Genomic DNA, 23,946 nt, shown 5'->3' with positions numbered 1-23,946 from the left:
CACCCGTCCCCTCGGCCCGCGGCATGAGGGAGCCCCGCCGCGACGGGGGAGACACGGCGGGGCCCACCTTTCGAGTGCCCGCTACGGAGCCGGTCACACCCATGAAGCGGAACCTCATTGCGGCGGAACCGGGCAACCCGGCACCCTCAGGCGTACGTACGCCTCCCCCGCCGGTACGCGACCTCCCCCAACACGACGTCCACGGCGAGGAACACCGCCAGCGGAATGCCCAGCAGCGGCACGAAGTAACCGAGGACCGCGACCGCGACCATCAGCGGGACCAGGAGGTACGCCGGTACGTCCCGCCAGGCGCCGCGTGCCATGGGCCGGCCGAAGGAGGTCCCCCGGCCGCGCTGCCACCACATGCGGTAGCCCCATACGATCAGCAGGATCAGGCCGAGGGCGAGCGCGGCGAGCGCGATCTGGTTGGCGACGCCGAACAGCGAACCGGCGTGCGCGTCGATGCCCCAGCGCGTCAGCTTCGCCAGCACGGGGTAGTCGGCGAAGCGCAGGACTTCGGTCACCTCCCCGTTCGCCGGGTCCACCGCGACCGAGTCCTGCTTCTCGGGCCAGCTGCGCTGGACCTGCTTGACGACGTACGCCGACGCCGCGTCGGCGGGCGGGACGATCTCCACCGGGTCCGAAAGCCCTTGGCCGCGCGCGGACTTCAGGACCTCGTCGAGACCCACGTCGGCCGCCTCCCGCCCGCTCCCGGCGCCCGCCGAGGCACCCGGACCGCTCGCGCCGCCGTGCTCGGAGTGCTCGCCCGCGCCGTCCGCTCCCGGTTCCACGCTCGCCGTCACCGCGGGCGTGGTCTGGCCGAGGACCTCCCGCAGGTCGGCGACGCTCTGGCCGGCGTACGTCGACCAGGTCAGCCCCGTCGCGGAGAGGAAGAACAGCCCGACGGCCGTCCAGACTCCCACCGCGCCGTGCAGGGACAGCGTGCGGCCCCGGCCCGTCGTGTTCCGCCGCTTCCGCTGCGACCTGCGGCGCCCGAACCACAGGACGAGGCCGCCGCCCGCGATCACCCAGAGCCAGCTGGCCGCGAGCTCGCTGTAGAGGCGGCCGGGCTCGCCGAGGTGCAGATCGCGGTGGAGTCCGTCGATCCAGGTGCGCAGCGGCAGCGCGCCGGACGCGCCGTACTGCTCCAGGGCACCGCGCACCTCCGCCGTGTACGGGTTCACGAAGACGGCGAGCGCGCGGTCGGGGTCGACGCCCGGCACCTCGGACAGCAGGACCCGTGTGGTGGCGCCCTCCTCCGGCGCGGGCCGGATCGCGCTGACCGTCCCCTCCGGGTGCGCCTCGCGGGCCGCGGCCACCTGCCGACTCAGGGGCAGTTCGCTCTTGCCTGCCGCTACCGGCACGCGGAGTTCATCGGCGTACACGTACTTCTCGACTTGGTACGAGCCCGCGTACAGAAGGCCCGTCACGGCCGCGACCAGGAGGAACGGCGCGATGAGCAGCCCGGCGTAGAAGTGCAGCCGCAGGACCAGCGGACGCAGCGACGCCCAGCCGGACCGCTTGATGGCGGGCCGGGCCTCCGAGGCGTGGGGCGGCTTCGAAGGCTCGGCTGGCTGCCGTCCGTCGTCTTCGGCGAGGACGGTTGGTTCGGCGGGCATGAGGCGTGCTCCCAGGATCGATGGACCGCGGCCCGGCTGCGACCGGACCGGTTGAGGAGTCGGTCCGCGCCACGGCCGAGTTCCCACCGCCTGCTGTGACCTGCGCCACGGCCGCCCAGGGGACTCCGACCACCTGGCCAGCAGCGGAGAAGCCACGTGACGCCACGCTGAGCCACAATGGCTCGCACTGGCGTCACCCATGTGCCATGCTGGCATCACAACGCTTCCCGCACCGGAGGAACCGCCATGCGGCACGATCCGTCGAACACCCTGTTACGCCTGCCCACCACCCGCCGGGAGGGCTGCCCCTTCGATCCGCCCGAGGAGTTGGCGCGGCTGCGGGCGGAACAGCCGCTCGCCCGGCTCCACTTCCCCGACGGGCACCTCGGGTGGCTGGCCACCAGCCACTCCGTGGTCCGCTCGGTCCTGGCCGACCCTCGCTTCAGCTCGCGTTACGAACTCATGCACCTGCCCTACGAGTCCGAGTTGTCGGGGCAGCTCGGGCCCGCGCCGGTCGGCGACCTCACCGGACTCGACGCCCCCGAACACACCCGCTACCGGCGGCTGCTCACCGGCAAGTTCACCGTGCGCCGCATGCGGCTGCTCACCGAACGCGTCGAGCAGATCAGCGCCGACCACCTCGACGCCATGGAACGCCACGGGCCGACGCTCGACCTGGTGAAGGCGTACGCGCAGCCGATCCCGACGCTGATGATCTGTGAGCTGCTCGGAGTCCCGTACGCCGACCGGGAGTTCTTCCGGCGGCAGACCGAGATCCTCATGACGCAGGGCACCGGCGAGGCGGAGCTGCTGGCCGCCATGACGGCCGGCCAGGAGTATCTGCACCAGCTGGTCCTCGCCAAGCGGGCCGAGCCCACCGACGACCTGCTCGGCGACCTCACCGGCACCGACCTCAGCGACGAGGAGCTCGCCGGGATCGGCAACTTCCTGCTGGGCGCGGGCCTGGACACCACCGCCAACATGATCGCGTACGGCACCTTCGCGCTGCTGAGCCACCCGGACCAGTTCGCCGCCCTGCGGGACGATCCGGGGCTCGCCGAGTCGGCCGTCGAGGAGCTGATGCGGTATCTCACCATCGCGCAGACGGGGGCACGGACGGCGCTGGAGGACGTCGAGGTGGCCGGCCGGCTGGTCAGGGCGGGTGAGACGGTCGTCGTCTCCATGGAGGCGGCCAACCGCGACCCGGCCCGCTTCCCCGCCCCGGACACCCTCGACGTGCGCCGCAAGGCCACCGGCCACCTGGGGTTTGGCCACGGCATCCACCAGTGCCTCGGGCAGCAACTGGCCCGCATCGAACTGCGGGTGGCGCTGCCCGCGCTGGTCACCCGTTTCCCGACGTTGCGGCTCGCCGCCGCACCCGAGGACATTCCGCTGCGGACCGGCATGAACATCTTCGGGGTGCACGAACTGCCCGTCACCTGGAAGGAGGCGTAGGCACGGTGGAGCTCCGAGTCGACCGCGAACGCTGTCTGAGCGCCGGCATGTGCGCGCTGACCGCCCCCGAAGTCTTCGACCAGGACGCCGAGGACGGCAGGGTGCTGCTCCTCGACGCCGCACCGGGACCGCGTGAGCGGCGCGAGGCCGCCAGAGAAGCCGCCGAGCTGTGCCCGTCCGGGGCGGTCACGGTGGCCGAAAACCGCTAGAGGGCGAGACGTCGCCCGCCGCCGCGCAGGGGACGGCGGCGGACGACGGGCCGGGGGGCGTCCGGCGCCGGTCAGGACAGCGTGCGGATCACCTCGCGCACCTGGCCGGCGACGGATTCCGGCAGCGGTGCGTAGTTCAGGCGGGACAGCGGCTTCTGGCCCGCCTTGCTCGCGGTGTAGGTCAGGAACGACTTCAGGGCGGGCAGGGTCGCCTTCTGGTTCCCCTTGTCGCACACGATCTCGTAGGTGACCTGGACGATCGGGTACGCGCCCGGCGTCGATGCGCCGTAGCGGAACTTCAGCGTCATGTCCTTGCCCCGGCCCACGACTCGCGCCGCCGCGATGCCGGCGGAGGCCGTCGCGGGCGTCGGCTCGACCGGGGCCGACGCGCCCGTGTCGATGCTGACGGTCTTTATGTGCCGGCCCCGCGCGAAGGACAGTTCGAGGTAGCCGATCGCGCCGAAGCCGGAGGTGACCTGCGAGGCGACACCGCTGGACCCGCTCGCGGACGCGCCGCCCCTGCCCTGCCAGGCCTTGCCCACCGGGTGCTGCCAGACCTCGGGGGCCGCGCCCGCGAGGTACGCCTGGAAGTTCTGCGTGGTGCCCGAGTCATCGGAGCGGTGGACGGGACGGACCGGCATGGAGGGCAGTTCGGCGCCGGGGTTGAGGCGCTGGATCTCCGGGTCGTCCCAGGAGGTGATCCGCCGGTCGAAGATCTTGGCGAGGGTCGCGGCGTCGAGGACCAGGTCGTCGACGCCGGGCAGGTCGTACCCGATCGCGATGGGTCCGCCGACCATGGGCAGGTCGATGGCCCGGCCACCCCGGCAGACGCTCTTGGACAAGGCGACCTCATCGGGCTTCAACGCGCCGTCGGAGCCGCCGAAAGCGGTGGCGCCCCGCAGGAACTGGGCGCCGCCGGCCCCGGAACCGATCGGGTTGTACGCGATCCGCACGCCGGGGCAGGCGCGTTCGTACTGCTTGATCCAGTACTTCATCGCGTTCTGCTGGGCGCTCGATCCGGTGCCGGGGACCTTGCCGCTCTTCGCGCAGTCGATCCCCGCGAGGGCGGCGGGCGCGGCGGAGGCGGGGTCGTCCCCGTCCCCCTCCCCGAGGCCCGCGAACCCGCATCCCGCCAGGGCCAGCGACAGCACGGCCGCCAGGGAGCCCGCCGCGAGCGTTCTACTGCCTTGATACGTACGTCCTGGACGTGGGCGTTGCAACGTTGACCCCTCGGATACCGCGATCGGACCTCAGATGATCGTCGCTCGGCGACGACGGCGGGTGACCTTGAGGCGAACAGCGGACGACGTGCTGCCGTACGGAGATCAAGAGGTAGCCGCCCGGCGGCATACGGTGACCGGCCGGAGGACGCGCGCGAGGAGCAGTTTGCATGGTCATGCATCATCATGCATACTCTTCCTATGTCCAAGGTCCTCACCTCCCTCCCCACCGGCGAGCGCGTCGGCATTGCCTTCTCCGGCGGTCTCGACACCTCTGTCGCCGTCGCCTGGATGCGCGACAAGGGCGCCGTTCCGTGCACGTACACCGCCGACATCGGCCAGTACGACGAGCCCGACATCGCGTCCGTGCCCGGCCGCGCCTCCGCGTACGGCGCCGAGATCACCCGTCTCGTCGACTGCCGTGCCGCGCTGGTCGAGGAAGGGCTCGCGGCGCTGGCCTGCGGCGCGTTCCACATCAAGTCGGGCGGCCGTCCGTACTTCAACACCACGCCGCTGGGGCGTGCCGTGACCGGCACCCTCCTGGTGCGGGCGATGCTCGAGGACGGCGTGCAGATCTGGGGCGACGGCTCCACGTTCAAGGGCAACGACATCGAGCGGTTCTACCGCTACGGCCTCCTCGCCAACCCGCACCTGCGGATCTACAAGCCCTGGCTGGACGCGGACTTCGTCACGGAGCTCGGCGGCCGCAAGGAGATGTCCGAGTGGCTGCTCGCCCACGGGCTCCCCTACCGGGACTCGACGGAGAAGGCGTACTCGACGGACGCCAACATCTGGGGCGCCACCCACGAGGCGAAGACCCTCGAGCACCTCGACACCGGCATCGAGACCGTCGACCCCATCATGGGCGTGCGGTTCTGGGACCCGGCGGTGGAGATCGACACCGAGGACGTGACGGTCGGCTTCGACCAGGGCCGTCCCGTGACGATCAACGGCAAGGAGTTCTCCTCCCCGGTCGACCTCGTCATGGAGGCCAACGCGATCGGCGGCCGGCACGGCCTTGGCATGTCCGACCAGATCGAGAACCGGGTGATCGAGGCCAAGAGCCGCGGCATCTACGAGGCGCCCGGCATGGCGCTCCTGCACATCACCTACGAACGCCTGGTCAACGCGATCCACAACGAGGACACCGTGGCCGCGTACCACAACGAGGGCCGGCGGCTCGGCCGGCTCCTCTACGAAGGCCGGTGGCTCGACCCGCAGGCGCTGATGGTGCGCGAGTCGCTCCAGCGCTGGGTCGGCGCGGCGATCACCGGCGAGGTGACGCTGCGGCTGCGGCGCGGCGAGGACTACTCGGTCCTCGACACCCGGGGCCCGGCGCTCAGTTACCACCCGGACAAGCTCTCGATGGAGCGGACCGAGGACTCGGCGTTCGGCCCGGTGGACCGGATCGGCCAGCTCACCATGCGCAACCTCGACATCGCCGACTCGCGCTCGCGGCTCGAACAGTACGTGGAGCTCGGCCTCGTCGGCACGGTCCACCCGACGCCCATCGGCGCCGCGCAGGCGGCTTCGACGGGTCTGATCGGTGCCATGGACGCGGGCGGCGCCCAGGCGATCGCCTCGCGCGGTGAGACCACGGAGGAAGAGTCGATGCTGGACCGCGCCGCGATGGAGTCCGGCACCGACTGACACCGGTTCGTCGGTGCCTCGCGCACCTGAAGTGGGCCCGGCGGAATGCCTTCCGCCGGGCCCGCTGTCGTGCGGGTGGGGCGGGGTGCGGCCCGTGTCCGGATGTGACAGGGAATCGTCATTGCGGTCGTCCGATGCGGCCGTGAGGATTGCCTCATGCCCACTGCACACCGCGTCGTCATCGCGGTCTTCCCCGATGTCGATCTGCTCGACGTGACCGGCCCCGCCGAGGTCTTCGCGCTGGCCGGCCGGGAGACCCGGGGCCGCGCCGGATACCAGGTCCGCCTCGCCGGGCCGGTCGCCGGCGCGGTGCGTACGTCGGCCGGTGTGCGGCTGCTCACCGACGTCTCCTTCGAGGAGATGGCCGAAGAGCCGGTGGACACGCTGCTGGTGCCCGGCGCCGTCGACATGACCGACGGCGGGCCCGTCGCCCGCATCGACGGCGACGTCGTGGAGTGGCTGAAGGAGACCGCCCCACGGGCCCGGCGTGTCGCGTCGGTCTGCGTGGGCGCCCATCTGCTCGCCGCGGCCGGGCTCCTGGACGGGAAGACGGCGACCACCCACTGGTCGACCGCCGCCCAGCTCGCCGCGGACCACCCCGCCGTCACGGTCGACCCGGACCCCATCTTCGTGCGCACCGACCGTGGCCGGCTGTGGACCGGCGCCGGGATCAGCGCGTGCCTGGATCTCGCGCTCGCGCTGGTGGCCGAGGACCAGGGCGAGGACGTCGCCCTGGCGGTGGCGCGGCAGCTGGTGATGTTCCTCAAACGCCAGGGCGGGCAGAGCCAGTTCTCCGTGCCCCTCAGCCGGCCCGCATCCGACCGCCGGGACATCGACGAACTGCGGCTGTGGATCGCCGAGCACCTCGGCGACGACCTGTCCGCGGCGGCGCTGGCGGCCCGGATGTGCCTCAGCGAGCGGCACTTCGCGCGGGTCTTCAAACAGGAGACGGGTACGAGCCCGGCCGAGTACGTCGAGGCCGCCCGAGTGGAGGCGGCCCGTCGGCTCCTGGAGAGCACCGACTGCTCTCTGGAGCAGGTCGCGGCCGGTGCCGGGCTCGGATCGGTGGAGACCCTGCACCGCGCGTTCCGCCGGCAGCTCGCGAGTACCCCGGCCGCCTACCGCCGCCGCTTCCGCCTCCGCACGACCTGACCTTCCCGACCCTCCTGTGAAAAACCCGCCGTTTCCCCATGAAAAAACATGAAAGGCATACAGGTATTTCAATGAGCACCCACACGAGCACCGCGTCCACCACCCTGCGCGACGTGATCGGCCTCGCCAACCACCCGCCCCGGCTGAGCGAGTCCGCCCTGATCATGATCGACTTCCAGAACACCTACCGCACCGGGGTCATGGCCCTGGAGGGCGCCGAGGCGGCGCTCGCGGCGGGCGCGCGTCTGCTGGAGCGGGCCCGCGCCGCGGGCATCCCGGTCGTCCATGTCATCAACGACGGCGGCCCCGACACTCCTTACGACATCCGCGCGCACATCGGCGCCCTGTGCGACGAGGTCGCCCCGGTGGCCGGGGAGCCGGTCGTGGTCAAGCAGTTCCCCGACTCCTTCCACGCCACCGAGCTGGAGAAGACCCTCGGTGACCTGGGCGTGACCCCGACCGGCGGCGGGGACCTGGTGCTGGCCGGGTTCATGACGCACATGTGCGTCAACTACACCGCGCAGGGCGCCTTCAAGCTCGGTTACCGTCCCACGGTCGTCGCCGAGGCCACCGCCACCCGCGCCCTCACCGCACCGGACGGCACTGTCCTGCCCGCCGCCGCCCTCCAGGCCGCGGCCCTGACGACCGTCACCGACCTGTTCGGCACCGTCGTACCGACCGTCGACGCACTCCCCGCCTGACGGCGCGGGACGGCCGCGCCGCCGTCGGCTCTCACAGCGGGCCGGAACCGAGGAGTTGCCCTCCGTCGACGACGAGGGTCTCCCCGGTGATCCAGCGCGCGCCGTCCCCGGCGAGGAACGCCACGGCCTCCCCCAGGTCCTCGGGCTCCCCGATGCGGCCCAGCGGGGTGGCCTCGGCGACCCGCGCCTCGTTCTCCTGCCAGAGGGCCTCGGCGAGACGGGTCCGTACGACGCCGGGGGCGATGGCGTTGACGCGGACCTTCGGCCCCAGTTCCAGGGCGAGTTGCTTGGTGAGGTGGATGAGCGCGGCCTTGGAGACGTGGTAGACGCCAACGTCCTGGGCGACCGTGTACCCGCCGATCGAGGCGGTGTTGACGACCGACCCGCCGTGCTCGCCCATCCACGCCTTCACCGCGAGCGAGGTCCACAGGATCGGCGCCCACAGATTGACGTCCATGGTCTTGGCGAACCGGGCGTGGTCCTGGTCGATGACGGGGCCGTACGCGGGGTTCGTACCGGCGTTGTTGACGAGGACGTCGAGCCGTCCGTACGTGTCCAGCGTGAAGTCCACGCAGGCGCGGGCGGCTTCCTCGTCGGTGGCGTGGGCGCCGAATCCGACGACGCCGCCGCCCAGTCGGGCCGCCGCCTCTGCGGCGCGCTCCTGGCTGCGCGAGGTGATCACCACGCGTGCGCCGTGGTCGCGCAGGGCGGCCGCGGCCGCGAGGCCGATGCCGCGCGAGGCGCCCGTGACGACGGCGACCCTGCCGTCGAGCGGGCCGCTCACCGCGCGTTCCGCTCGGTCTCGCGGCGGCGCAGCTCCCGCAGCGCGATGGTGCGCTTGTGCACCTCGTCGGGGCCGTCCGCGAGGCGCAGGGTGCGCAGGTGGGCGTACATGCTCGCGAGCGGGAAGTCGTCGCAGACGCCCGCGCCGCCGTGGACCTGGATCGCCCGGTCGATGACCTTGAGCGCCACCTCGGGCGCGGCGACCTTGATCGCGGCGATCTCCGTTCGCGCCTCCTTGTTGCCGACGGTGTCCATCAGGTGTGCGGCCTTGAGGGTCAGGAGCCGCGCCATGTCGATCTCGATGCGGGCCTCGGCGATCCAGTCCTGGATGTTGGCCCGGTCGGACAGGGGCGCGCCGAACGTCGTACGGGACTGCGCGCGGTCGATCAGCAGGTCGAGGGCGCGTTCGGCCATACCGATGGAGCGCATGCAGTGGTGGATGCGGCCGGGGCCGAGACGGGCCTGGCTGATCATGAAGCCGTCGCCCTCGCCCGCGAGCAGGGCGGTGCGCGGGACGCGTACGTCCTCGAAGAGCACCTCCGCGTGGCCCTCGCGGTCCTGGTAGCCGAAGACGGGCAGGCCGCGCAGGACGGTGACGCCGGGGGTGTCGAGCGGGACGACCATCATGCTCTGCTGCCGGTGGCTCGGCCCGTCCGGATCGGTCTTGCCCATCACGATGAGCACCCGGCAGTTCTTGTGCAGGGCGTTGGAGGTCCACCACTTGCGGCCGTTGAGGACGTAGTCGTCGCCGTCGCGCACCATCCGCATCTCGATGTTGCGGGCGTCGGAGCTGGCGACGGCGGGTTCGGTCATCGCGAACGCGGAGGCGATCTCCCCGGCGAGCAGCGGCTTCAGCCACTTCTCCTTGTGCTCCTCGGTGCCGAAGAGCGTGAGGACCTCCATGTTGCCGGTGTCCGGCGCGTTGCAGTTGGTGGCCTCGGGGGCGAGGTGCGCGCTGCGGCCCATGATCTCGGCGAGCGTCGCGTACTCCAGGTTGGTCAGGCCGGGGCCCCACTCCGGGTGCGGGTGGAAGAGGTTCCACAGGCCCTGCTTCCTCGCCTCGGCCTTGAGCTCTTCGAGGACCGGCGGATGGAAGTGCGGATCACCCGACTCCGCCATCTGCCTCTCGTACACCGCCTCGGCGGGGTAGACGTGCTCGTCCATGAAGGCGAGCAGTCTCTCCTGGTACTCCTTGGCCCTGTCGGTCACGTCGAACACGGGTGTCCTCCCACAGTCTCGGTCTCGGTCATGCCCTGGGGACGCGCTGATCCGCTGCGGGCGTGAGGAGTCGCGCCGGCTCGGCAGCGGTCCCGGCCGCGTCCCGGTGCAGCACCCCGGCGATGCCCAGGCGCGCCGCGGCGTCGATGTCCTGTCGCAGGTCGTCCACCATCACGGTGTCCTCGGGGCGGACGCCGAGCCGCTCGCACGCTGCTGGTCAGCACTCCGCCGAAGTCGAACAGGGCCGCGCTGCGGGTACGCTCCCGGCTCATCGCACCGCCCTTCCCCTCTGCTCGGCCTCTCTCCTCGGCGCCGTCACCATATTTGAATCCGGATTCAGGTTCAAGACTTGTCGGAGGCCGCCCGCACGCCCGGCACCGCGTACGGATCCTGCCGCACCGACGCCGGGTTCGTCTCGCGCAGCACCCACGCGCAGCCGAAGGTGAGCAGGCCCATGGCGGCGACGAACACCGAGACCCAGGTCGTCGCGCCGGTGCCGCCGATGATCGCGGTCATGATCAGCGGGGTGCCGCCGCTGATGGTCAGGGCGGACAGCTGGTAGGCGAGCGAGGCGCCGGAGTAGCGCACGTGCGGCTCGAACAGCTCGCCGATGTACGCGGCGATCGGCCCGTAGGTCAGCGACTGCCCGATGCCGCCGACGATCACCGCCACGCCGAGCAGGGCCAGCGACCCGGTGTTCACCAGCCAGAAGTAGGGGAACGCCCATACGACGATCAGCGCGGCGCCGATCAGGATCATCGGGCGGCGGCCCACCCGGTCGGAGAGCCAGCCGGACGCCAGCACGAAGACGGCGCCGAGTGCGGTGACCGGCAGCGTGACCAGGAGGATGGAGTCGCGGTCGAGGCCGAGGTCGTCGGCGGCGTAGCTGACGACGCCCGCGATGCTGATGTAGAAGAGGCAGTTGGTGCCGGCCATCAACCCGGAGGCGAGCAGGACGGTGCGCCATCCCGAGCGGATCACCTCGATCACGGGTGCCTTGGCGACCTTGGCCCGGTCGCCCTCGGCGCTCTCCGTGGCCAAGCGGCGGAAGTCCGGCGAGTCCTCGACGCGCCGCTGGACGTACATGACGACCGGTAGCAGCACGCCGCTGGCGAGGAACGGTATGCGCCAGCCCCAGCTCAGGAACGCGTCGTCGGAGACCAGCCGGCTCGCCAGCAGGAAGGCGCCGTTGCCGAGGAAGACGCCGAGCGAGACCCCCATCTGGCCGTACGTGCCGACGTACCCCTTGCGTTTCGGCGACGCCGACTCCGTGAGCAGCAGGACGATGCCGCCCCACTGCGCCCCACACGCGAGACCCTGGACGAAGCGCAGCAGCACAAGGAGCACCGGCGCGAGGGCTCCCATGACACCCGCCCCCGGCAGGCAGCCGATCAGGAAGGTGCCCGCGCCCATCAGTGACATGGAGGCGACGACCATGGCCTTGCGTCCGTTCCGGTCACCGAGGTGGCCCGCGAGCACGCCGCCGAGCGGGCGGGCGAGGAACCCCGCCCAGAAGGTGCTGAACGACAGCAGCGTGCCGGTCAGCGCGGAGGAGTCGGGGAAGAAGACGTGCGGGAAGACGAGGGCCGCGGCGGTCCCGTAGAGAAAGAAGTCGTACCACTCGATGGAGCTGCCGATGAGCCCCGCCGCCAGCAGTTTGCCTGAGGCCCGGGTGTCACCACGGCCCGTGGCGGCCCGCCCTTCTCGTGCGCCGAGCCCTTCGTGCGGTTCTGCCGTGGACGATGTCACGTGTTCGCTCCTCGCCGTCGGGGCCCCCTGTATATTTGAACCCAACGTCAAGTTCAAGGTTTTGAACACGCCCTCCACCTGCGTGAATTTCTCGCGGAGGTGCCCGCGGATCCGAGGAGTTCGGCCCATGACGACACATATGCCGGTCAGCGAGTGGGAGCGCGTCGAGGCGCGCCGGATCCCGGTGGGCGGTGTCACGCTGCGGGTCTTCGACCACGGTGACGAACGGCCGGGCAGGCCGCCGGTGGTGCTGTGCCACGGCTTCCCGGAGCTGGCGTTCTCCTGGCGGCATCAGGTCGTCGCACTGGCGAAGGCCGGCCACCGGGTCCTGGTGCCCGACATGCGTGGCTACGGCGGCAGTTCACGCCCCGCCGACGTCGAGGCGTACGACATCCTGACGCTCTGCGCGGACCTGGCCGGGGTCCTCGACCACGTCGGCGCGGACGACGCCGTCTTCGTGGGGCACGACTGGGGCGCGAACGTGGTGTGGCACATGGCCCTGGAGCACCCCGAACGGGTGCGGGCGGTGGCGGGGATGAGCGTGCCGGTGACGCCGCGGGCCCCCGCGCCGCCCCTGCCGATCCTGCGCTCACGCCTGGGGGACGACTTCTACATCGCGTGGTTCCAGGAGCCGGGCGTCGCGGACCGGGCGCTGAGCCGCAATGTGCGCAGGACGCTGGTCACCAGGGACATCTACTCCGCCGAGTGGGCCACACGCCCCGATGAGCAGTTGCCGCCTCCGCCGTGGCTGAGCGATGAGGAACTCGCCTACTACGTCGACACGTTCGAGGAGACCGGGTTCACCGGCGGCCTCAACTACTACCGCAATCTGGACCGCAACTGGGCGCTCACCGAGCACCTGGAGGGCCGTGTCATCGCCCAGCCCTCGCTGTTCGTCACCGGCTCCAAGGACCCGGTCGCACGGTTCATGCCGGCGGACGGCCTCGGCCGCATGCTCACCGACCAGCGCGGGCACGTCGTCCTGGACGGCGCCGCTCACTGGGTCCAGCAGGAGCGTGCCGAGGAGGTGAACGCCGCTCTCCTCGGCTTCCTGTCCGCGGTCGGCTGATACCATCCGCTGCCACCGGTTATGACACGTTCGAACGACAGTGAATGGATCCGCAGTGGCTGCCCAGGCCCCGGCCGCGGACAGCGGCCAGAAGCAACCGATCACGCCACGCAGCGCGCGCGGTGTCCGCACCCGCAACGCGCTGATCGCCGCCGCCCGTGAGGTCTTCGAACGCGACGGGTATCTGGACGCCCGGATCACGGACATCTCCAAGGCCGCGCATGTCGCCTCCGGGTCGTTCTACACGTACTTCAACAGCAAGGAAGAGATCTTCCAGGCGCTCGTCGAGCAGGTGCAGGAGGAGATGCTCCACCCGCATCTGCGCGAGCGCACGGGCATCACCGACACCCGTGAGCTCATCGACGCCTCCAACCGCGAGTACTTGCGGGCGTACAAGAAGAACGCGCGCCTGATGGCGCTGTTCGAGCAGGTCGCACAGGTCGACGAGCAGTTCATGGCGCTGCGCATCGAACGCGGCAACGCCTTCGCGCGGCGCAACGCCAAGCTGATCCGCACCCTCCAGGAGAACGGCGAGGCCGACACGAGCCTCGATCCGCTGGTGACCGCGCACGCCCTGTCCGTGATGGTGAGCCGCATGGCCTACCTGGTGTTCGTGCTGGGCCAGCGCATCCCGTACGAGCGGCTGGTCACGACGCTCAACAAGATCTGGGAGAACGGCCTGCGGCTCACGGACCCCGAACCGGGTGCCGAGCGTACGGCGCGTGGCACCGAAGGGTCCTGACAGTCGCCCCTGACAGTCGGTCCTAGCAGTCCCGCGAGGACGCCAGCAGGTGGTCCCGGACCAGGGCGACGTGCGGGTTGTCCGATGAGCCGGGCCGCTGCACGAGGTAGCCGGTGTTGATGGGCGGGTCCTCGGGATCGTTCAACAGGACCAGGGCCCCCGAGGCCAGCTCGTCGAGGCACAGGTAGCGGGGCAGCACGCTGAAGCCGGCGCCGCCCGCCACGGCCGCCTTGACGGCGCGCAGGTCGGGCATGGTGACGGCGGGCTCACACACCAGCTGCTTGCCGAAGACGTGACGCCAGTAGCGGCGGACGATCGGCACGTCCTCGGCGTACGCCACCAGGGGCACGCCCCGCAGCGCGGCGGGCCCGAGGGCCGCGAGCCGCTCCGCCCCGCCCATGCGCTCCGTCCAGGAAGCCGCCGTGACCAGCACGAACTCCTCGTCCGCGAGGGGCACCGAGGCCAGCGCCCGGCCGCGCGGACGGACCGTGGCGACCACCAGGTCGTGCCGGCCCGCGCGCAGCTCGTCCAGCAGGTCGTCCGTCAGGCCCGTCGCGATCCGCAGCCGCACGCCCTGCTCCACCAGGGGCGCGAGGCCGGGCAGCACGCAGTGGGAGAGGAACTCCGCCGGGCCCGCCAGGTGGACCGGCTCCGCCGTACCGTCGCCGCCGTGGCCCGCGACCTCGGCCAGGGCGTCCAGCGGCTCGCCGATCCGCGACGCCAGTTCGTCCGCGAAGGGCGCGGGGGCGGCGCCGCGCGGCAGGCGCTCGAACAGCTCCCGGTCCAGCTGCCGCTCCAGGGAACGGATCTGCGCGGTGACCGTGGGCTGCGACAGGCCGAGGACGCGGGCGGCGGCCGTGAAGGACCCCGAGCGGTAGACGGCGAGGAAGGTGCGCAGCTGGTTGAGGTCCAGTGACCCGCCCGCCGACTGCGGAACGGCCGCCTCCGCCCCGCCTACCTCTGACTTTCCCATACGGATGAGCCTACGGTGAGCGGGGCGATCGGTCAGGTCCGGCAGGTCCTCGCTCCCCCGTGCAGCGCGACCGCCGTGTTGTGGCCGAGCGTGGCGGTGAACCGTCCGGAGGAGTCGACCGTGACACGCTTGTCCGACTGGACGTCGCAGTAGTCGCCCGCGGGCAGCGAGGTCTGGAAGGTGCGGGTCAGCGTGGAGGCCTCGTGGTTGATCGCCACGTACGCCTTGTCGCCGCGGCCGAAGGCGATCTGGTCGCCGCCGTTGTCCCACCAGTCCGTGACGGCCTGGCCGCTCGCGGTGTTGCGGAAGCCGACCATGCCCGAGATCTCGCGCCAGGCGTGCTGGCACTTCCAGCCGTCGGAGTAGCAGGCGTTCACCGTGCCGCCGCCCGGCGGTCCCGCGTCGCGGTCGGAGAACTCGTATCCGGAGTGGACGTCGGGCGCGCCGTAGGGCCAGGCGAGCATGAAGACGTTGGCCAGGGTGTAGTTGGCGCCGTCCTTGTAGCTGAGAGTGTCGCCGCCGCGCTCGGTGTCGTGGTTGTCGACGAAGACGGCGGACTTCCCGGAGGGCATGTAGGCCCAGCCCTCGCCGTAGTTCTTCAGGTAGGCGAGCTTCTCGTGGTGGAAGACGCGCTTGAGGTCGCGGGCGTAGCGGAACTCCTGGACGTCTCCGGTTCCGAGGTACTCGCTCGGGGAGACGGCCTCGCCCGCGCCGTAGATGGCCTCGTGCTTCCAGTAGACGCCGGGGTCGCTCAGGCGGGCCTTGATGGCGGCGAGGTCGGCCGCCGGCATGTGCTTGGCGGCGTCGATGCGGAAGCCGTCCACGCCGAGCGAGCGCAGATCGTCGAGGTAGGCGGCGATCCGGCCGCGCACATAGTCCTCGCCGGTGTCCAGGTCGGCGAGGCCGACGAGTTCGCAGTTCTGTACGTTCCCTCTGTTGCCGTAGTCGTCGACAGACGAGCGGCAGTCGTCCAGGTCGGCGCCGGAGTACGTGCCCGGGTAGTCGTACTTCGTGTAGGCCGAGCCGCCCGTGCCGGTGCCGGAGCCCGCCGACATGTGATTGATCACGGCGTCCGCGACCACCTTGACGCCCGCGGCGTGGCAGGTGTCGACCATGCTCTTGAAGGCCGCCCGGTCGCCGAGGCGCCCGGCGATCCTGTAGCTGACCGGCTGGTACGAGGTCCACCACTGGCCGCCCTGGATGTGCTCCTGCGGCGGTGAGACCTGGACGAAGCCGTAGCCGGCGGGACCGAGTCGGTCCTTGCACTCCTTGGCGACCGAGTCGAAGCGCCACTCGAAGAGGACGGCGGTGACGTCCTTGCCGCCGGGCGGGGACGCGTCGGCCTCGGGCGGCGTCGCGAAGAGGCTCCCGAGGACACCGGCGGTCAGGGCGAGCGTGACGGCGAGGGGTCTGCGGGCTGCGTGCGCTCTGTGCGCTGGGCCGTTCACGGGGTCTCCAGTGGGGGGATGGGGTGGGGGCGCCAGAATCTTGCAGGTTGAATCTGCAAGAACTTGCGATCGGACCGTAAGCGGCTTCGCACGTCGGGTCAACCGTTCGCGCACGCCTTCCGGGGAGCCGTCACGTCGCCGCTCGCGCGCGGTGGCGGCGTACCGCGTCGCGGTTGGCGCACCGGTGGGAGCAGTAGCGCCTGCGCCCGGTGCGGGAGGTGTCCGCGAAGATGGTGGCGCACTCGGTGACCCCGCACCGCCGCAGCCGGTGCATGCCGCGTCCCACCAAGTGCAGTGCGGTACCGACCGATATCAACGAGAACAGCAGTGCGCCGAGCGGCAGTTGATCGTCGCGGTAGTGCAGGTGCCAGCCGTCGCCCGCGTGGTCGGTGAGCCTCGGGTGGGCGGTGGACGCGGCCAGCATCCGATTGGCCAGCTCGGCGCGCTCCCGCTCATCGGTGGCGTCGACGACCTTCTCCCACGCGTCCAGTGCGGCCAGGGCGTACGCCAAGTCCTGTGGCTCGGCCGGGCGTTCCAGGGTCAGACCTGCCTCGCGACAGCGGTCCGCCAACTCCTCGGCGCTGGTCGGACGCCGGTTGCACAGGTCCGCGGCGAGGTTCACGGCGTCGCCGCCGTAAGGGTTGAGGTGCATAAGGTCATTACACCAAGGTGATCGGCATGAGACATCCCGACGGACAGCCCGCCACCGACCCGACCGGACACACCGCCGACCACCGCTCCGCCGTGCGGCAGGCGGTGGAGGACGACCTCCCCGAACTCGTGCGCCTGCGCGCGTCGTTGTTCGAGGACCTGGGCGGTGACTACTTCAACCCGTCCTCGGCGGGCGACGACTGGCGTCATCATCTCGCCGCGGTCCTGAAGGAGCGGCTGACGGCGGACACCGCGCGGATCCTCGTCGTGGACGGTGGTCGCGGCCGTCTCGCCGCCTGCGGCATCGGCACCGTGGAGCAGTGGTTCCCCGGGCCGCACAACGTCAACGGCCGGGTCGGTCATGTGATCGGCGTGGTCACCGATGTGCCGTACCGGCGGCGTGGTCACAGCCGCGCGATCATGCGGGCGCTGCTCGACTGGTTCCGCGAGCGGGAGGCGTCCCGCGTGGACCTGTACGCCTCTCCGGAAGGCGAACCGCTGTACCGCGCCCTGGGGTTCGTCGACCATCCGGACCCCGCGCTCTACTGGCGGCCCTGAGCGCCGGCCTCGTGCCGGCCCGCCGGCCGGCATGATCGGCGTGTGACCAGTGGACCTGGGCGGCCGGGCCGCACCGAACGCAAGAGCCCTGGGGGGCCTGGGCGTTGGTGACGTCCAATTACGACCACCGGGTCCGCGGCCGGTTCCTGCGGACGGGCAGGCCCTCTCCGGTGCCCTACGTACGGGCCGCCGCGGAGCTGGGCGCCAAGCCCGGAGACTGCCTGGTCATCGAGGACGCCCCGTCGGGAGTGCGGTCCGGGCTGAGCGCCGGGATGACGGTATGGGGCGTGAACGCCGCGACCGCGGTGGAGGGCACGCATCGCCACTTCACCGAACTGCGCGAGGCGGTTCCGCACATCTTGGCCTTCGTGTCGAGGCCGTCGGTCGGTGGGGTGGGGTAGGGGGGGGGGGGCAGGCCGGTTGCGGGGGTGTGGGCATGCGGGCCTGCGGTCAGGGTCGTCACGCTTACTATCGCGGGAATGCTTTCGAAGAGGAGTCGACGGTGACCGAAGATCTGCGCAGTGGCACGCCCGACGCTGGAGTGGAGCCGGAGGGGGCGGCCGAGCGGCTCGCCGCGATGGTCGCGGATCTCAGGGAGATGGTGGAGTGCGAGTCGTTCTCCTCGGACCTGGACGCGGTGGCGCGCAGCGCGGACGTCGTGGCCGCGCAGGGCACCCGCCACCTCGGCGCCCCGCCCGAACGCCTCGTCGTCGACGGGGTGACGCACCTGCGGTGGGCGTTCGGCACGCCCCGGGTCCTGCTCCTCGGCCACCACGACACCGTGTGGCCGATGGGTTCGCTCGCCACTCACCCGTGGTCACTGCGGGATGGCGTCGCGCGTGGGCCCGGCATCTTCGACATGAAGGCGGGCCTCGTGCAGATCTTCCACGCCCTGGCCTCGCTGCCCTCGCTGGAGGGCGTGTGCGTGCTGGTGACCGGGGACGAGGAGGTCGGCTCGGACACCTCGCGGGCGCTCATCGAGGAGACGGCGCGGCAGTGCGCGGCGACCTTCGTACTGGAGGCCTCGGCGGACGGTGGCGCGGTGAAGACGGCGCGCAAGGGCACCTCCGCCTACGAGTTGGTGGTGCACGGAAAGGCGGCCCACTCCGGCCTTGAGCCGGAGAAGGGGGTCAACGCCGCGATCGAGGCCGCTCATCTCGTCCTCGCCCTGGAGGGGCTGGCCGCTGCGGCCGACATCGACGCCCCCGAGGGGTGGCGGACCACGGTGACGCCGACGATGACGTGGGCCGGTTCGACGACCAACACGGTGCCCGCCGAGGCCACGGTCTGTGTCGACGTGCGCGTCCCGACGCTCGCCGCGCAGGAGCGGGTGGATGCCGCCATTCGAGCACTGAAGGTGACCGTCCCGGGGGCACGCCTCGAGGTGCGCGGCGGACCCAGCAGGCCGCCTCTCGAAGAGGCTTCGTCCGCCGCGCTGTTCGAGCGGGCGCGGGAGATCGCCCGGCGCCACGGCTGGGGGCCGCTCGCCTCGGCCGCGGTCGGCGGAGCGTCCGACGGGAACTTCACCGCCGGCCTCGGCTGCCCGACGCTGGACGGCCTCGGCGCCGTCGGCGGCGGGGCCCACGCCGACCACGAGCATGTGATCGTCGCGGAGATGGTTCCCCGGGCCCGGCTGCTCGCCGCCCTCGTCGAGGAGGTCACCCGGTGAGCGCCCTTGAGGTCCGCGAGGTGTACGAGCTGGACGAACTGGCTTCGGTCAACGCGCTGTTCGAGGAGATCTGGGGCACCGCGCCCGGCGCCTCGCCGATGGGGACCGAGCAGATGCGGGCGCTCTCGCACGCCGGCAACTACGTCGCCGGTGCCTTCGCCGACGGCCGTCTGGTCGGCGCGTCCGTCGCCTTCTTCGCGGCCCCCGTCGGAGAGACGCTGCACTCCCACGTCACCGGCGCCCTGCCCGGGCACGCGGCGGGCCTCGCCCTCAAACAACACCAGCGCGACTGGTCGCTGGCTCGCGGGCTCTCCCGGATCACCTGGACCTACGATCCGCTGGTGCGGCGCAACGCCCACTTCAACCTGGCCAAGCTCGGCGCGCGTCCGGTGGAGTACCTCACCGGCTTCTACGGGCAGATCGACGACGCCATCAACGGCGGCGACGACACCGACCGCGCGCTCGTCGCCTGGGAGTTGGGCGGCCCCGGGTCCATGGCGTCCCCGCCGCCGGTCCGCGTCCCCGCCGGTGCCGTGACCGCCCTGTCGGTACAGGACGGCCTGCCGGTGGTGGGCCGGCTCGACGCCCCTGCCCTGCTGGTCGAAGTGCCGCCCGACATAGAGGCGTTGCGCCGCACCGACCCCGGCGCGGCCAAGGCGTGGCGTCTCGCGATGCGCGAGGTGCTGGGCGGTCTGCTGGCCGAGGGGGCCCGCGTCACGGGCTTCCACGGCCGGACTTCCTACGTCGTCACGCGCGAGCCCGCCGCCTGACGCGTCACGCGTGACACCACCGTCCGACCACCGCCCGACGCGTGCGCCCACCCGAGGAGCCGAGCACCATGAAGATCACCGGAATCGAACTGCGCCGCGTCGCGATGCCCCTGCGGTCGCCGTTCCGTACCTCCTTCGGCGTCGAGACCGCCCGTGACGTCCTGCTCGTACGGGTCGTCACTCCCGACGGCGAGGGCTGGGGCGAGTGCGTCGCGATGTCCGAACCCCGCTACTGCTCCGAGTACGTCGACGGAGCGGCCGACGTGCTGCGCCGCTTCCTCGTACCGGCGCTGCCCGCCGTGGCGGACGCCCACTCGGTGAAGCGCGCCATGAAGCCCTTCAAGGGCCACAAGATGGCCAAGGCGGCGCTGGAGACGGCCGTGCTCGACGTTGAGCTGCGGGCGTCGGGCCAGTCCTTCGGAGCGTATCTCGGGGCCGAACGCGACCGGGTGCCGTGCGGGGTGTCGGTCGGGATCATGGAGTCCGTCCCCGAACTCCTCGACGTCGTGGGCGGGTTCGTCGACGAGGGGTACGTGCGGATCAAGCTCAAGATTGAACCCGGCTGGGACCTCGCGCCCGTCCGCGCGGTGCGGGAGCGGTTCGGCGACGAGCTGCTGCTCCAGGTGGACGCCAACGCCGCCTACACCCTCGCCGACGCCCGGCAGCTGGCCAAGCTGGACGCGTTCGACCTGCTGCTCATCGAACAGCCGCTGGCCGACGACGATCTCGTGCAGCACGCGGCGCTCGCGAAGCTGCTGCGTACGCCGGTGTGCCTGGACGAGTCGATCGAGTCGGCGGAGGACGCGGCCGCGGCCATCACCCTGGGCGCCGCCTCCGTCATCAACATCAAGCCGGGCCGGGTCGGCGGCTACCTCGAAGCCAAGGCCATCCACGATCTGTGCGTCGCCCACGGGGTGCCCGTGTGGTGCGGCGGCATGCTGGAGACGGGGCTGGGCCGCGCCGCCAACGTCGCGCTGGCCGCGCTGCCCGGCTTCTCTCTGCCCGGCGACACCTCCGCGTCCGGCCGCTACTTCGCCACGGACATCACCGAGCCCTTCGAACTCGCCGACGGCCACCTCGACGTCCCCACCGGAGCGGGGCTCGGCGTCGACCCGATCCCCGAGGTACTGGAGAGGGTGACCACGGCCCGGGAGTGGATCCAGCTGTAGGGAGCCGTGAAGCCGGTCGCGCGACGGCGGCAACACCGCCGGAGCACCGGAAAAGCCGGAACGCCGCCGGAGCATCGTAAAGGCCGGAACGCCGGAAACTCATGTGCGGATCGGTATTCCGCTTGACACGCTGACGTCATGAACTCTCCGCACGACCCCGCCGTCCCCGACCCCGGCCCCGCCCCCTCCGTCACTCCCTGGGGAACGGACTGGATCACCACGCCCATCACGCCTGCCCTCGCCGAGGACCTGCTGCGCGGCGCGCTCGACGTGGAGGCCACCGCGTACGGCGTACTGCCGCACCGGCTGCCCGCCCGGGCCCGCGCCCAGTTCACCGACGAGCAGGTGGCCAGGGCCGAGGCGCAGCCCTCCGGCGTACGGCTGGTCTTCCGCACGCGGTCCACCACCGTCGAGCTGGACGCGCTCCGCACGAAGATGGGCTATCACGGCGTCCCGCCGCGCCCCGACGGTGTGTACGACCTGCTCGTCGACGGCGCCCTCACCCGGCAGGCCACCATGATCGGCGGCAACGTCCTGATGATGGACATGGCCACCGGTACGACGGAGACCGTGCCCGGGCCGGTCGGCACCGTCCGCTTCGCCGGTCTGCCCGACCGCGTGAAGGACGTCGAGATCTGGCTGCCGCACAACGAGATCACCGAGCTGGTCACCCTGCGCACCGACGCTCCCGTCGAGCCGGTCCCCGACCGGGGCCGCAAGGTGTGGCTGCACCACGGCAGCTCCATCAGCCACGGCTCCGACGCGGTGAGCCCCACCACCACCTGGCCCGCGCTCGCCGCGTCCCTCGGCGGCGTGGAACTGGTCAACCTCGGGCTGAGCGGCAGCGCCCTGCTCGACCCGTTCACCGCGCGCGCCATGCGCGACACCCCCGCCGATGTGATCAGCGTCAAGATCGGCATCAACATCGTCAACGCCGACCTGATGCGCCTGCGCGCCTTCGGCCCCGCGGTGCACGGCTTCCTCGACACGATCCGCGAGGGGCACCCGACCGCCCCGCTGCTGGTCGTCTCGCCCATCCTGTGCCCCATCCACGAGGACACTCCCGGCCCCTGCGCCCCGGACTTCAGCAACGTCAGCGAGGGGCGGCTCCGGTTCGCGGCCATGGGCGACCCCGCCGAGCGTGCCGCCGGGAAGCTGACGCTCAATGTGATCCGGGACGAGCTGGCCCGCATCGTGAAGCAGCGCGCCGCCGACGACGCGAATCTCCACTATCTCGACGGCCGCGACCTCTACGGCCAGGCGGACCACGCCGAACTGCCGCTGCCCGACGAGCTCCACCCCGACGCCGCGACCCACCGCCTCATGGGCGAGCGCTTCGCCGCCCTGGCCTTCGGGACGGACGGGCTCCTCACCTCGGGAAGCCGCTGAGACCGAGCCGGGCGGGGCGGCCCGTCGACCTCCGCCCCGTCCGGCCCCGGCCGTGACGGCGAACCCGGCCGCGCGCGGAGCAACGGTCTCCGCCGACGCGGCCGGCATCGCGCGTGACAGGGGGCCGGTTCCGCCGAGACCTCGACCGCTCGCCGCCCTTTCACTCCCCGTCCGTGTGCGCGATCCGGGACAGCAGCGCGTGCAGGGTCTCCCGGTCCTCCGGGGCGAGCGGGGCGAGGAGTTCCGCGGTCACGCCTCGGGCCACCTCGTCGGAGTCGCGCAGGAAGTCGCGGCCCTGCGGGGCGAGGGCGACGATGCGGCGGCGGCGGTCGTCGGGGGCGGGGCGGCGCTCGACGAAGCCGAGGCGTTCCAGGTCGTCGACCAGGCCGACGATCGCGCTCGGGTCGTAACCGAGCCGTCGGCTCAACTCCCGCTGGGCGGCGCCCTCCACCGTGGCCAGATAGCGCAGCAGCGCGTAGTGGCGCAGGCGCAGGCCCGACCGCTGGAGCGCCGCGTTGAAGAGCTGTCCCGAGCGCAGGCCGAGCCGGTAGAGGAGATACCCCGCGTCGGCGTGGAGTCCTCGCATCCAGGGGGCGCCCTCGTCGACGGAGCCTTCCTCCGCGGGCCCGGCGGTCGTCTTGCGGCTGGTCATGAGGGGCGCTCTCCCTGGTCGGTGCTTCGCGGGTACGTGCGGCGATGGTGGCCCGCCGCCCCAGCATGCCGTATCACCGGTGTCGACAACAACCATTGACGGCAACAATGGTTTGTCTTAGCTTCCTTTCCGGGACCTCCCCAGCCTCTCCAGCCCGTCGAAGGGATACCGCCATGCCGGAAACACCCACAGTCGATCTCGGTGGCAAGGTCGCCGTCGTCACCGGTTCGGGGCGCGGCCTCGGCCTCGCCTACGCCTCCGCCCTCGCTCGGGCCGGGGCCTCCGTGGTCGTCAACGACATCGACGAGGCGGCCGCCGAGCGAGCCGTCAAGAGCATCACCGAGGCCGGTGGGCGCGCGGTCGCGGAGTGCGTCGCCGTCGGGACGGGCGAGGCCGCCGACCGCCTGGTCGGGCGCGCCGTGGAGGAGTTCGGGCGCCTGGACGTGATGGTGACCAACGCCGGAATCCTCCGTGACCGCGTGCTGTGGAAGATGTCCGACGAGGACTTCGACGCGGTGGTCACGACGCATCTGCGCGGCACGTTCACCTGCGCCCGCGCGGCCGCCGTACGGATGCGGGAGCAGGGCGGCGGCGGCCGGCTGATCCTGGTCGGCTCGCCGGCCGGGCAGCGGGGCAACTTCGGGCAGACCAACTACGCGGCCGCCAAGGCGGGCATCGCCGCCATGGCCCGCACCTGGTCCATGGAGCTGGCCCGGGCCGGCATCACCGTCAACGCCATCGTGCCGGTCGCCGCGACCGCGATGACCGAGACGATCCCCGCCTTCGCGCCGTACGTAGAGGCGATGCGGGAGGGCAGGCCGCTGCCGGACTTCCTCCGCAAGGGCGAGGGCTTCGGGACGGCGGAGGACTGCGCCGCGCTCGTCCCCTTCCTGGCCTCCGACGCGGCGGGCGACGTGACCGGGCAGTGCGTGGGCATCGGCGGCGACCGCCTCACCCTGTGGTCGCACCCCCGGGAGGCCTCCGTCGCGTACGCCGACGGCGGCTGGACCCCGGAGGCCATCGCCGCCGTCTGGCACACCTCCGTGGGCAGCGCCCCGGAGGCGGTCGGCATCCCCGCGCCCAAGTCCCCCGGGGAGTGA

Annotated in this window: 21 protein-coding genes and 3 pseudogenes; 14 read left to right on the top strand and 10 right to left on the bottom strand. The window is 71.8% G+C overall.

The window, feature by feature from the left end:
* Positions 1-146 precede the first annotated feature (146 nt).
* The gene (locus tag ACF062_RS25440) at positions 147-1,619 is read right to left on the bottom strand and encodes a PepSY-associated TM helix domain-containing protein (RefSeq protein ID WP_392141505.1); all 1,473 of its coding nucleotides are present in this window, start codon (positions 1,617-1,619) and stop codon (positions 147-149) included.
* 246 nt (positions 1,620-1,865) lie between these two features.
* On the opposite strand from ACF062_RS25440, the gene ACF062_RS25435 reads away from it, so the two are divergent.
* Together ACF062_RS25435 and ACF062_RS25430 are read left to right on the top strand one after the other, a co-directional pair.
* Positions 1,866-3,074, top strand: coding sequence for a cytochrome P450 (locus ACF062_RS25435; protein ID WP_392141503.1), 1,209 nt, complete (start codon positions 1,866-1,868; stop codon positions 3,072-3,074).
* Between the two features lie 5 nt (positions 3,075-3,079).
* Positions 3,080-3,283, top strand: coding sequence for a ferredoxin (locus tag ACF062_RS25430; RefSeq protein WP_223778572.1), 204 nt, complete (start codon positions 3,080-3,082; stop codon positions 3,281-3,283).
* A 71-nt stretch (positions 3,284-3,354) separates the two neighbouring features.
* Here the strand turns inward: ACF062_RS25430 and pstS are convergent, their stop codons facing one another.
* Positions 3,355-4,434: a phosphate ABC transporter substrate-binding protein PstS gene (gene pstS / locus ACF062_RS25425; protein WP_392141501.1), complete on the bottom strand. Its 1,080-nt coding sequence runs from the start codon at positions 4,432-4,434 to the stop codon at positions 3,355-3,357.
* Between the two features lie 270 nt (positions 4,435-4,704).
* Between pstS and argG the strand changes: the two genes are divergently transcribed.
* The 3 genes from argG to ACF062_RS25410 all read left to right on the top strand — a co-directional run bounded on the left by argG (position 4,705) and on the right by ACF062_RS25410 (position 8,006).
* Positions 4,705-6,153, top strand: a complete 1,449-nt coding sequence (argG, locus tag ACF062_RS25420; protein WP_223778570.1) for an argininosuccinate synthase — start codon at positions 4,705-4,707, stop codon at positions 6,151-6,153.
* Between the two features lie 156 nt (positions 6,154-6,309).
* Positions 6,310-7,305, top strand: coding sequence for a GlxA family transcriptional regulator (locus tag ACF062_RS25415; RefSeq protein ID WP_392141499.1), 996 nt, complete (start codon positions 6,310-6,312; stop codon positions 7,303-7,305).
* 71 nt (positions 7,306-7,376) lie between these two features.
* Positions 7,377-8,006 carry an isochorismatase family protein gene (locus ACF062_RS25410; protein ID WP_392141497.1) on the top strand — a complete coding sequence of 210 codons (630 nt, stop codon included), beginning with the start codon at positions 7,377-7,379 and terminating at the stop codon, positions 8,004-8,006.
* 31 nt (positions 8,007-8,037) lie between these two features.
* On the opposite strand, the gene ACF062_RS25405 is transcribed toward ACF062_RS25410, so the two are convergent.
* From ACF062_RS25405 to ACF062_RS25390, 4 genes and pseudogenes are all read right to left on the bottom strand, one after another.
* Positions 8,038-8,790: an SDR family oxidoreductase gene (locus ACF062_RS25405; protein WP_392141495.1), complete on the bottom strand. Its 753-nt coding sequence runs from the start codon at positions 8,788-8,790 to the stop codon at positions 8,038-8,040.
* Entirely contained in the window at positions 8,787-9,953 is a 1,167-nt protein-coding gene (locus ACF062_RS25400; protein ID WP_392142022.1) for an acyl-CoA dehydrogenase family protein, read from the bottom strand. Before ACF062_RS25400 ends, ACF062_RS25405 begins: the two co-directional genes overlap by 4 nt.
* An 82-nt stretch (positions 9,954-10,035) precedes the next feature.
* Positions 10,036-10,209 (bottom strand): annotated as a pseudogene (locus tag ACF062_RS25395) (HAD hydrolase-like protein); the annotation flags it as partial.
* 140 nt (positions 10,210-10,349) lie between these two features.
* Positions 10,350-11,756 carry an MFS transporter gene (locus ACF062_RS25390; RefSeq protein ID WP_392141493.1) on the bottom strand — a complete coding sequence of 469 codons (1,407 nt, stop codon included), beginning with the start codon at positions 11,754-11,756 and terminating at the stop codon, positions 10,350-10,352.
* A 127-nt stretch (positions 11,757-11,883) separates the two neighbouring features.
* Between ACF062_RS25390 and ACF062_RS25385 the strand changes: the two genes are divergently transcribed.
* A complete protein-coding gene (locus ACF062_RS25385; RefSeq protein ID WP_392141491.1) occupies positions 11,884-12,825 on the top strand; it encodes an alpha/beta fold hydrolase in 942 nt (313 codons plus the stop codon).
* Between the two features lie 55 nt (positions 12,826-12,880).
* Positions 12,881-13,567: a TetR/AcrR family transcriptional regulator gene (locus ACF062_RS25380; RefSeq protein ID WP_392141489.1), complete on the top strand. Its 687-nt coding sequence runs from the start codon at positions 12,881-12,883 to the stop codon at positions 13,565-13,567.
* Between the two features lie 22 nt (positions 13,568-13,589).
* On the opposite strand, the gene ACF062_RS25375 is transcribed toward ACF062_RS25380, so the two are convergent.
* The 3 genes and pseudogenes from ACF062_RS25375 to ACF062_RS25365 all read right to left on the bottom strand — a co-directional run bounded on the left by ACF062_RS25375 (position 13,590) and on the right by ACF062_RS25365 (position 16,640).
* Positions 13,590-14,540 carry a LysR family transcriptional regulator gene (locus ACF062_RS25375; protein WP_392141487.1) on the bottom strand — a complete coding sequence of 317 codons (951 nt, stop codon included), beginning with the start codon at positions 14,538-14,540 and terminating at the stop codon, positions 13,590-13,592.
* 41 nt (positions 14,541-14,581) lie between these two features.
* Positions 14,582-15,988: pseudogene (locus ACF062_RS25370) on the bottom strand (alpha-amylase family protein); the annotation flags it as partial.
* A 130-nt stretch (positions 15,989-16,118) separates the two neighbouring features.
* Positions 16,119-16,640, bottom strand: coding sequence for a CGNR zinc finger domain-containing protein (locus ACF062_RS25365; RefSeq protein ID WP_392141485.1), 522 nt, complete (start codon positions 16,638-16,640; stop codon positions 16,119-16,121).
* 26 nt (positions 16,641-16,666) lie between these two features.
* On the opposite strand from ACF062_RS25365, the gene ACF062_RS25360 reads away from it, so the two are divergent.
* From ACF062_RS25360 to ACF062_RS25335, 6 genes and pseudogenes are all read left to right on the top strand, one after another.
* On the top strand, positions 16,667-17,197 hold the full coding sequence (locus tag ACF062_RS25360) for a GNAT family N-acetyltransferase (RefSeq protein WP_392141484.1): 531 nt from the start codon (positions 16,667-16,669) through the stop codon (positions 17,195-17,197).
* Between the two features lie 86 nt (positions 17,198-17,283).
* Positions 17,284-17,598 (top strand): annotated as a pseudogene (locus ACF062_RS25355) (HAD-IA family hydrolase); the annotation flags it as partial.
* 176 nt (positions 17,599-17,774) lie between these two features.
* Positions 17,775-18,866, top strand: a complete 1,092-nt coding sequence (locus tag ACF062_RS25350; protein WP_392142020.1) for a M20 family metallopeptidase — start codon at positions 17,775-17,777, stop codon at positions 18,864-18,866.
* Positions 18,863-19,636: a GNAT family N-acetyltransferase gene (locus tag ACF062_RS25345; protein ID WP_392141482.1), complete on the top strand. Its 774-nt coding sequence runs from the start codon at positions 18,863-18,865 to the stop codon at positions 19,634-19,636. Before ACF062_RS25350 ends, ACF062_RS25345 begins: the two co-directional genes overlap by 4 nt.
* 68 nt (positions 19,637-19,704) lie before the next feature.
* The gene (gene menC, locus ACF062_RS25340; protein ID WP_392141480.1) at positions 19,705-20,805 is read left to right on the top strand and encodes an o-succinylbenzoate synthase; all 1,101 of its coding nucleotides are present in this window, start codon (positions 19,705-19,707) and stop codon (positions 20,803-20,805) included.
* A 138-nt stretch (positions 20,806-20,943) separates the two neighbouring features.
* On the top strand, positions 20,944-22,194 hold the full coding sequence (locus tag ACF062_RS25335) for a GDSL-type esterase/lipase family protein (RefSeq protein ID WP_392141479.1): 1,251 nt from the start codon (positions 20,944-20,946) through the stop codon (positions 22,192-22,194).
* Between the two features lie 160 nt (positions 22,195-22,354).
* Here ACF062_RS25335 and ACF062_RS25330 read toward each other — a convergent pair whose 3' ends face one another.
* Positions 22,355-22,846, bottom strand: a complete 492-nt coding sequence (locus tag ACF062_RS25330) for a MarR family winged helix-turn-helix transcriptional regulator (protein ID WP_392141477.1) — start codon at positions 22,844-22,846, stop codon at positions 22,355-22,357.
* 173 nt (positions 22,847-23,019) lie between these two features.
* Between ACF062_RS25330 and ACF062_RS25325 the strand changes: the two genes are divergently transcribed.
* Positions 23,020-23,946: an SDR family NAD(P)-dependent oxidoreductase gene (locus tag ACF062_RS25325; RefSeq protein ID WP_392141475.1), complete on the top strand. Its 927-nt coding sequence runs from the start codon at positions 23,020-23,022 to the stop codon at positions 23,944-23,946.

The organism is Streptomyces sp. NPDC015345, from assembly GCF_043078805.1.
Taxonomy (GTDB): Bacteria; Actinomycetota; Actinomycetes; order Streptomycetales; family Streptomycetaceae; genus Streptomyces.
This window is presented reverse-complemented; position numbering and strand designations above follow the sequence as displayed.

Excerpts from the sequence above, each read along its gene's own strand:
- ACF062_RS25415 (WP_392141499.1), top strand. The coding sequence starts at position 6,310 with ATGCCCACTGCACACCGCGTCGTCATCGCGGTCTTCCCCGATGTCGAT.
- menC (WP_392141480.1), top strand. The coding sequence starts at position 19,705 with ATGAAGATCACCGGAATCGAACTGCGCCGCGTCGCGATGCCCCTGCGG.
- ACF062_RS25440 (WP_392141505.1), bottom strand. The coding sequence starts at position 1,619 with ATGCCCGCCGAACCAACCGTCCTCGCCGAAGACGACGGACGGCAGCCA.
- ACF062_RS25385 (WP_392141491.1), top strand. The coding sequence starts at position 11,884 with ATGACGACACATATGCCGGTCAGCGAGTGGGAGCGCGTCGAGGCGCGC.
- ACF062_RS25410 (WP_392141497.1), top strand. The coding sequence starts at position 7,377 with ATGAGCACCCACACGAGCACCGCGTCCACCACCCTGCGCGACGTGATC.
- ACF062_RS25365 (WP_392141485.1), bottom strand. The coding sequence starts at position 16,640 with ATGCACCTCAACCCTTACGGCGGCGACGCCGTGAACCTCGCCGCGGAC.
- ACF062_RS25350 (WP_392142020.1), top strand. The coding sequence starts at position 17,775 with ATGGTCGCGGATCTCAGGGAGATGGTGGAGTGCGAGTCGTTCTCCTCG.
- ACF062_RS25325 (WP_392141475.1), top strand. The coding sequence starts at position 23,020 with ATGCCGGAAACACCCACAGTCGATCTCGGTGGCAAGGTCGCCGTCGTC.
- ACF062_RS25435 (WP_392141503.1), top strand. The coding sequence starts at position 1,866 with ATGCGGCACGATCCGTCGAACACCCTGTTACGCCTGCCCACCACCCGC.
- argG (WP_223778570.1), top strand. The coding sequence starts at position 4,705 with ATGTCCAAGGTCCTCACCTCCCTCCCCACCGGCGAGCGCGTCGGCATT.
- ACF062_RS25400 (WP_392142022.1), bottom strand. The coding sequence starts at position 9,953 with ATGGACGAGCACGTCTACCCCGCCGAGGCGGTGTACGAGAGGCAGATG.
- ACF062_RS25335 (WP_392141479.1), top strand. The coding sequence starts at position 20,944 with ATGAACTCTCCGCACGACCCCGCCGTCCCCGACCCCGGCCCCGCCCCC.
- ACF062_RS25375 (WP_392141487.1), bottom strand. The coding sequence starts at position 14,540 with ATGGGAAAGTCAGAGGTAGGCGGGGCGGAGGCGGCCGTTCCGCAGTCG.
- ACF062_RS25330 (WP_392141477.1), bottom strand. The coding sequence starts at position 22,846 with ATGACCAGCCGCAAGACGACCGCCGGGCCCGCGGAGGAAGGCTCCGTC.
- ACF062_RS25360 (WP_392141484.1), top strand. The coding sequence starts at position 16,667 with ATGAGACATCCCGACGGACAGCCCGCCACCGACCCGACCGGACACACC.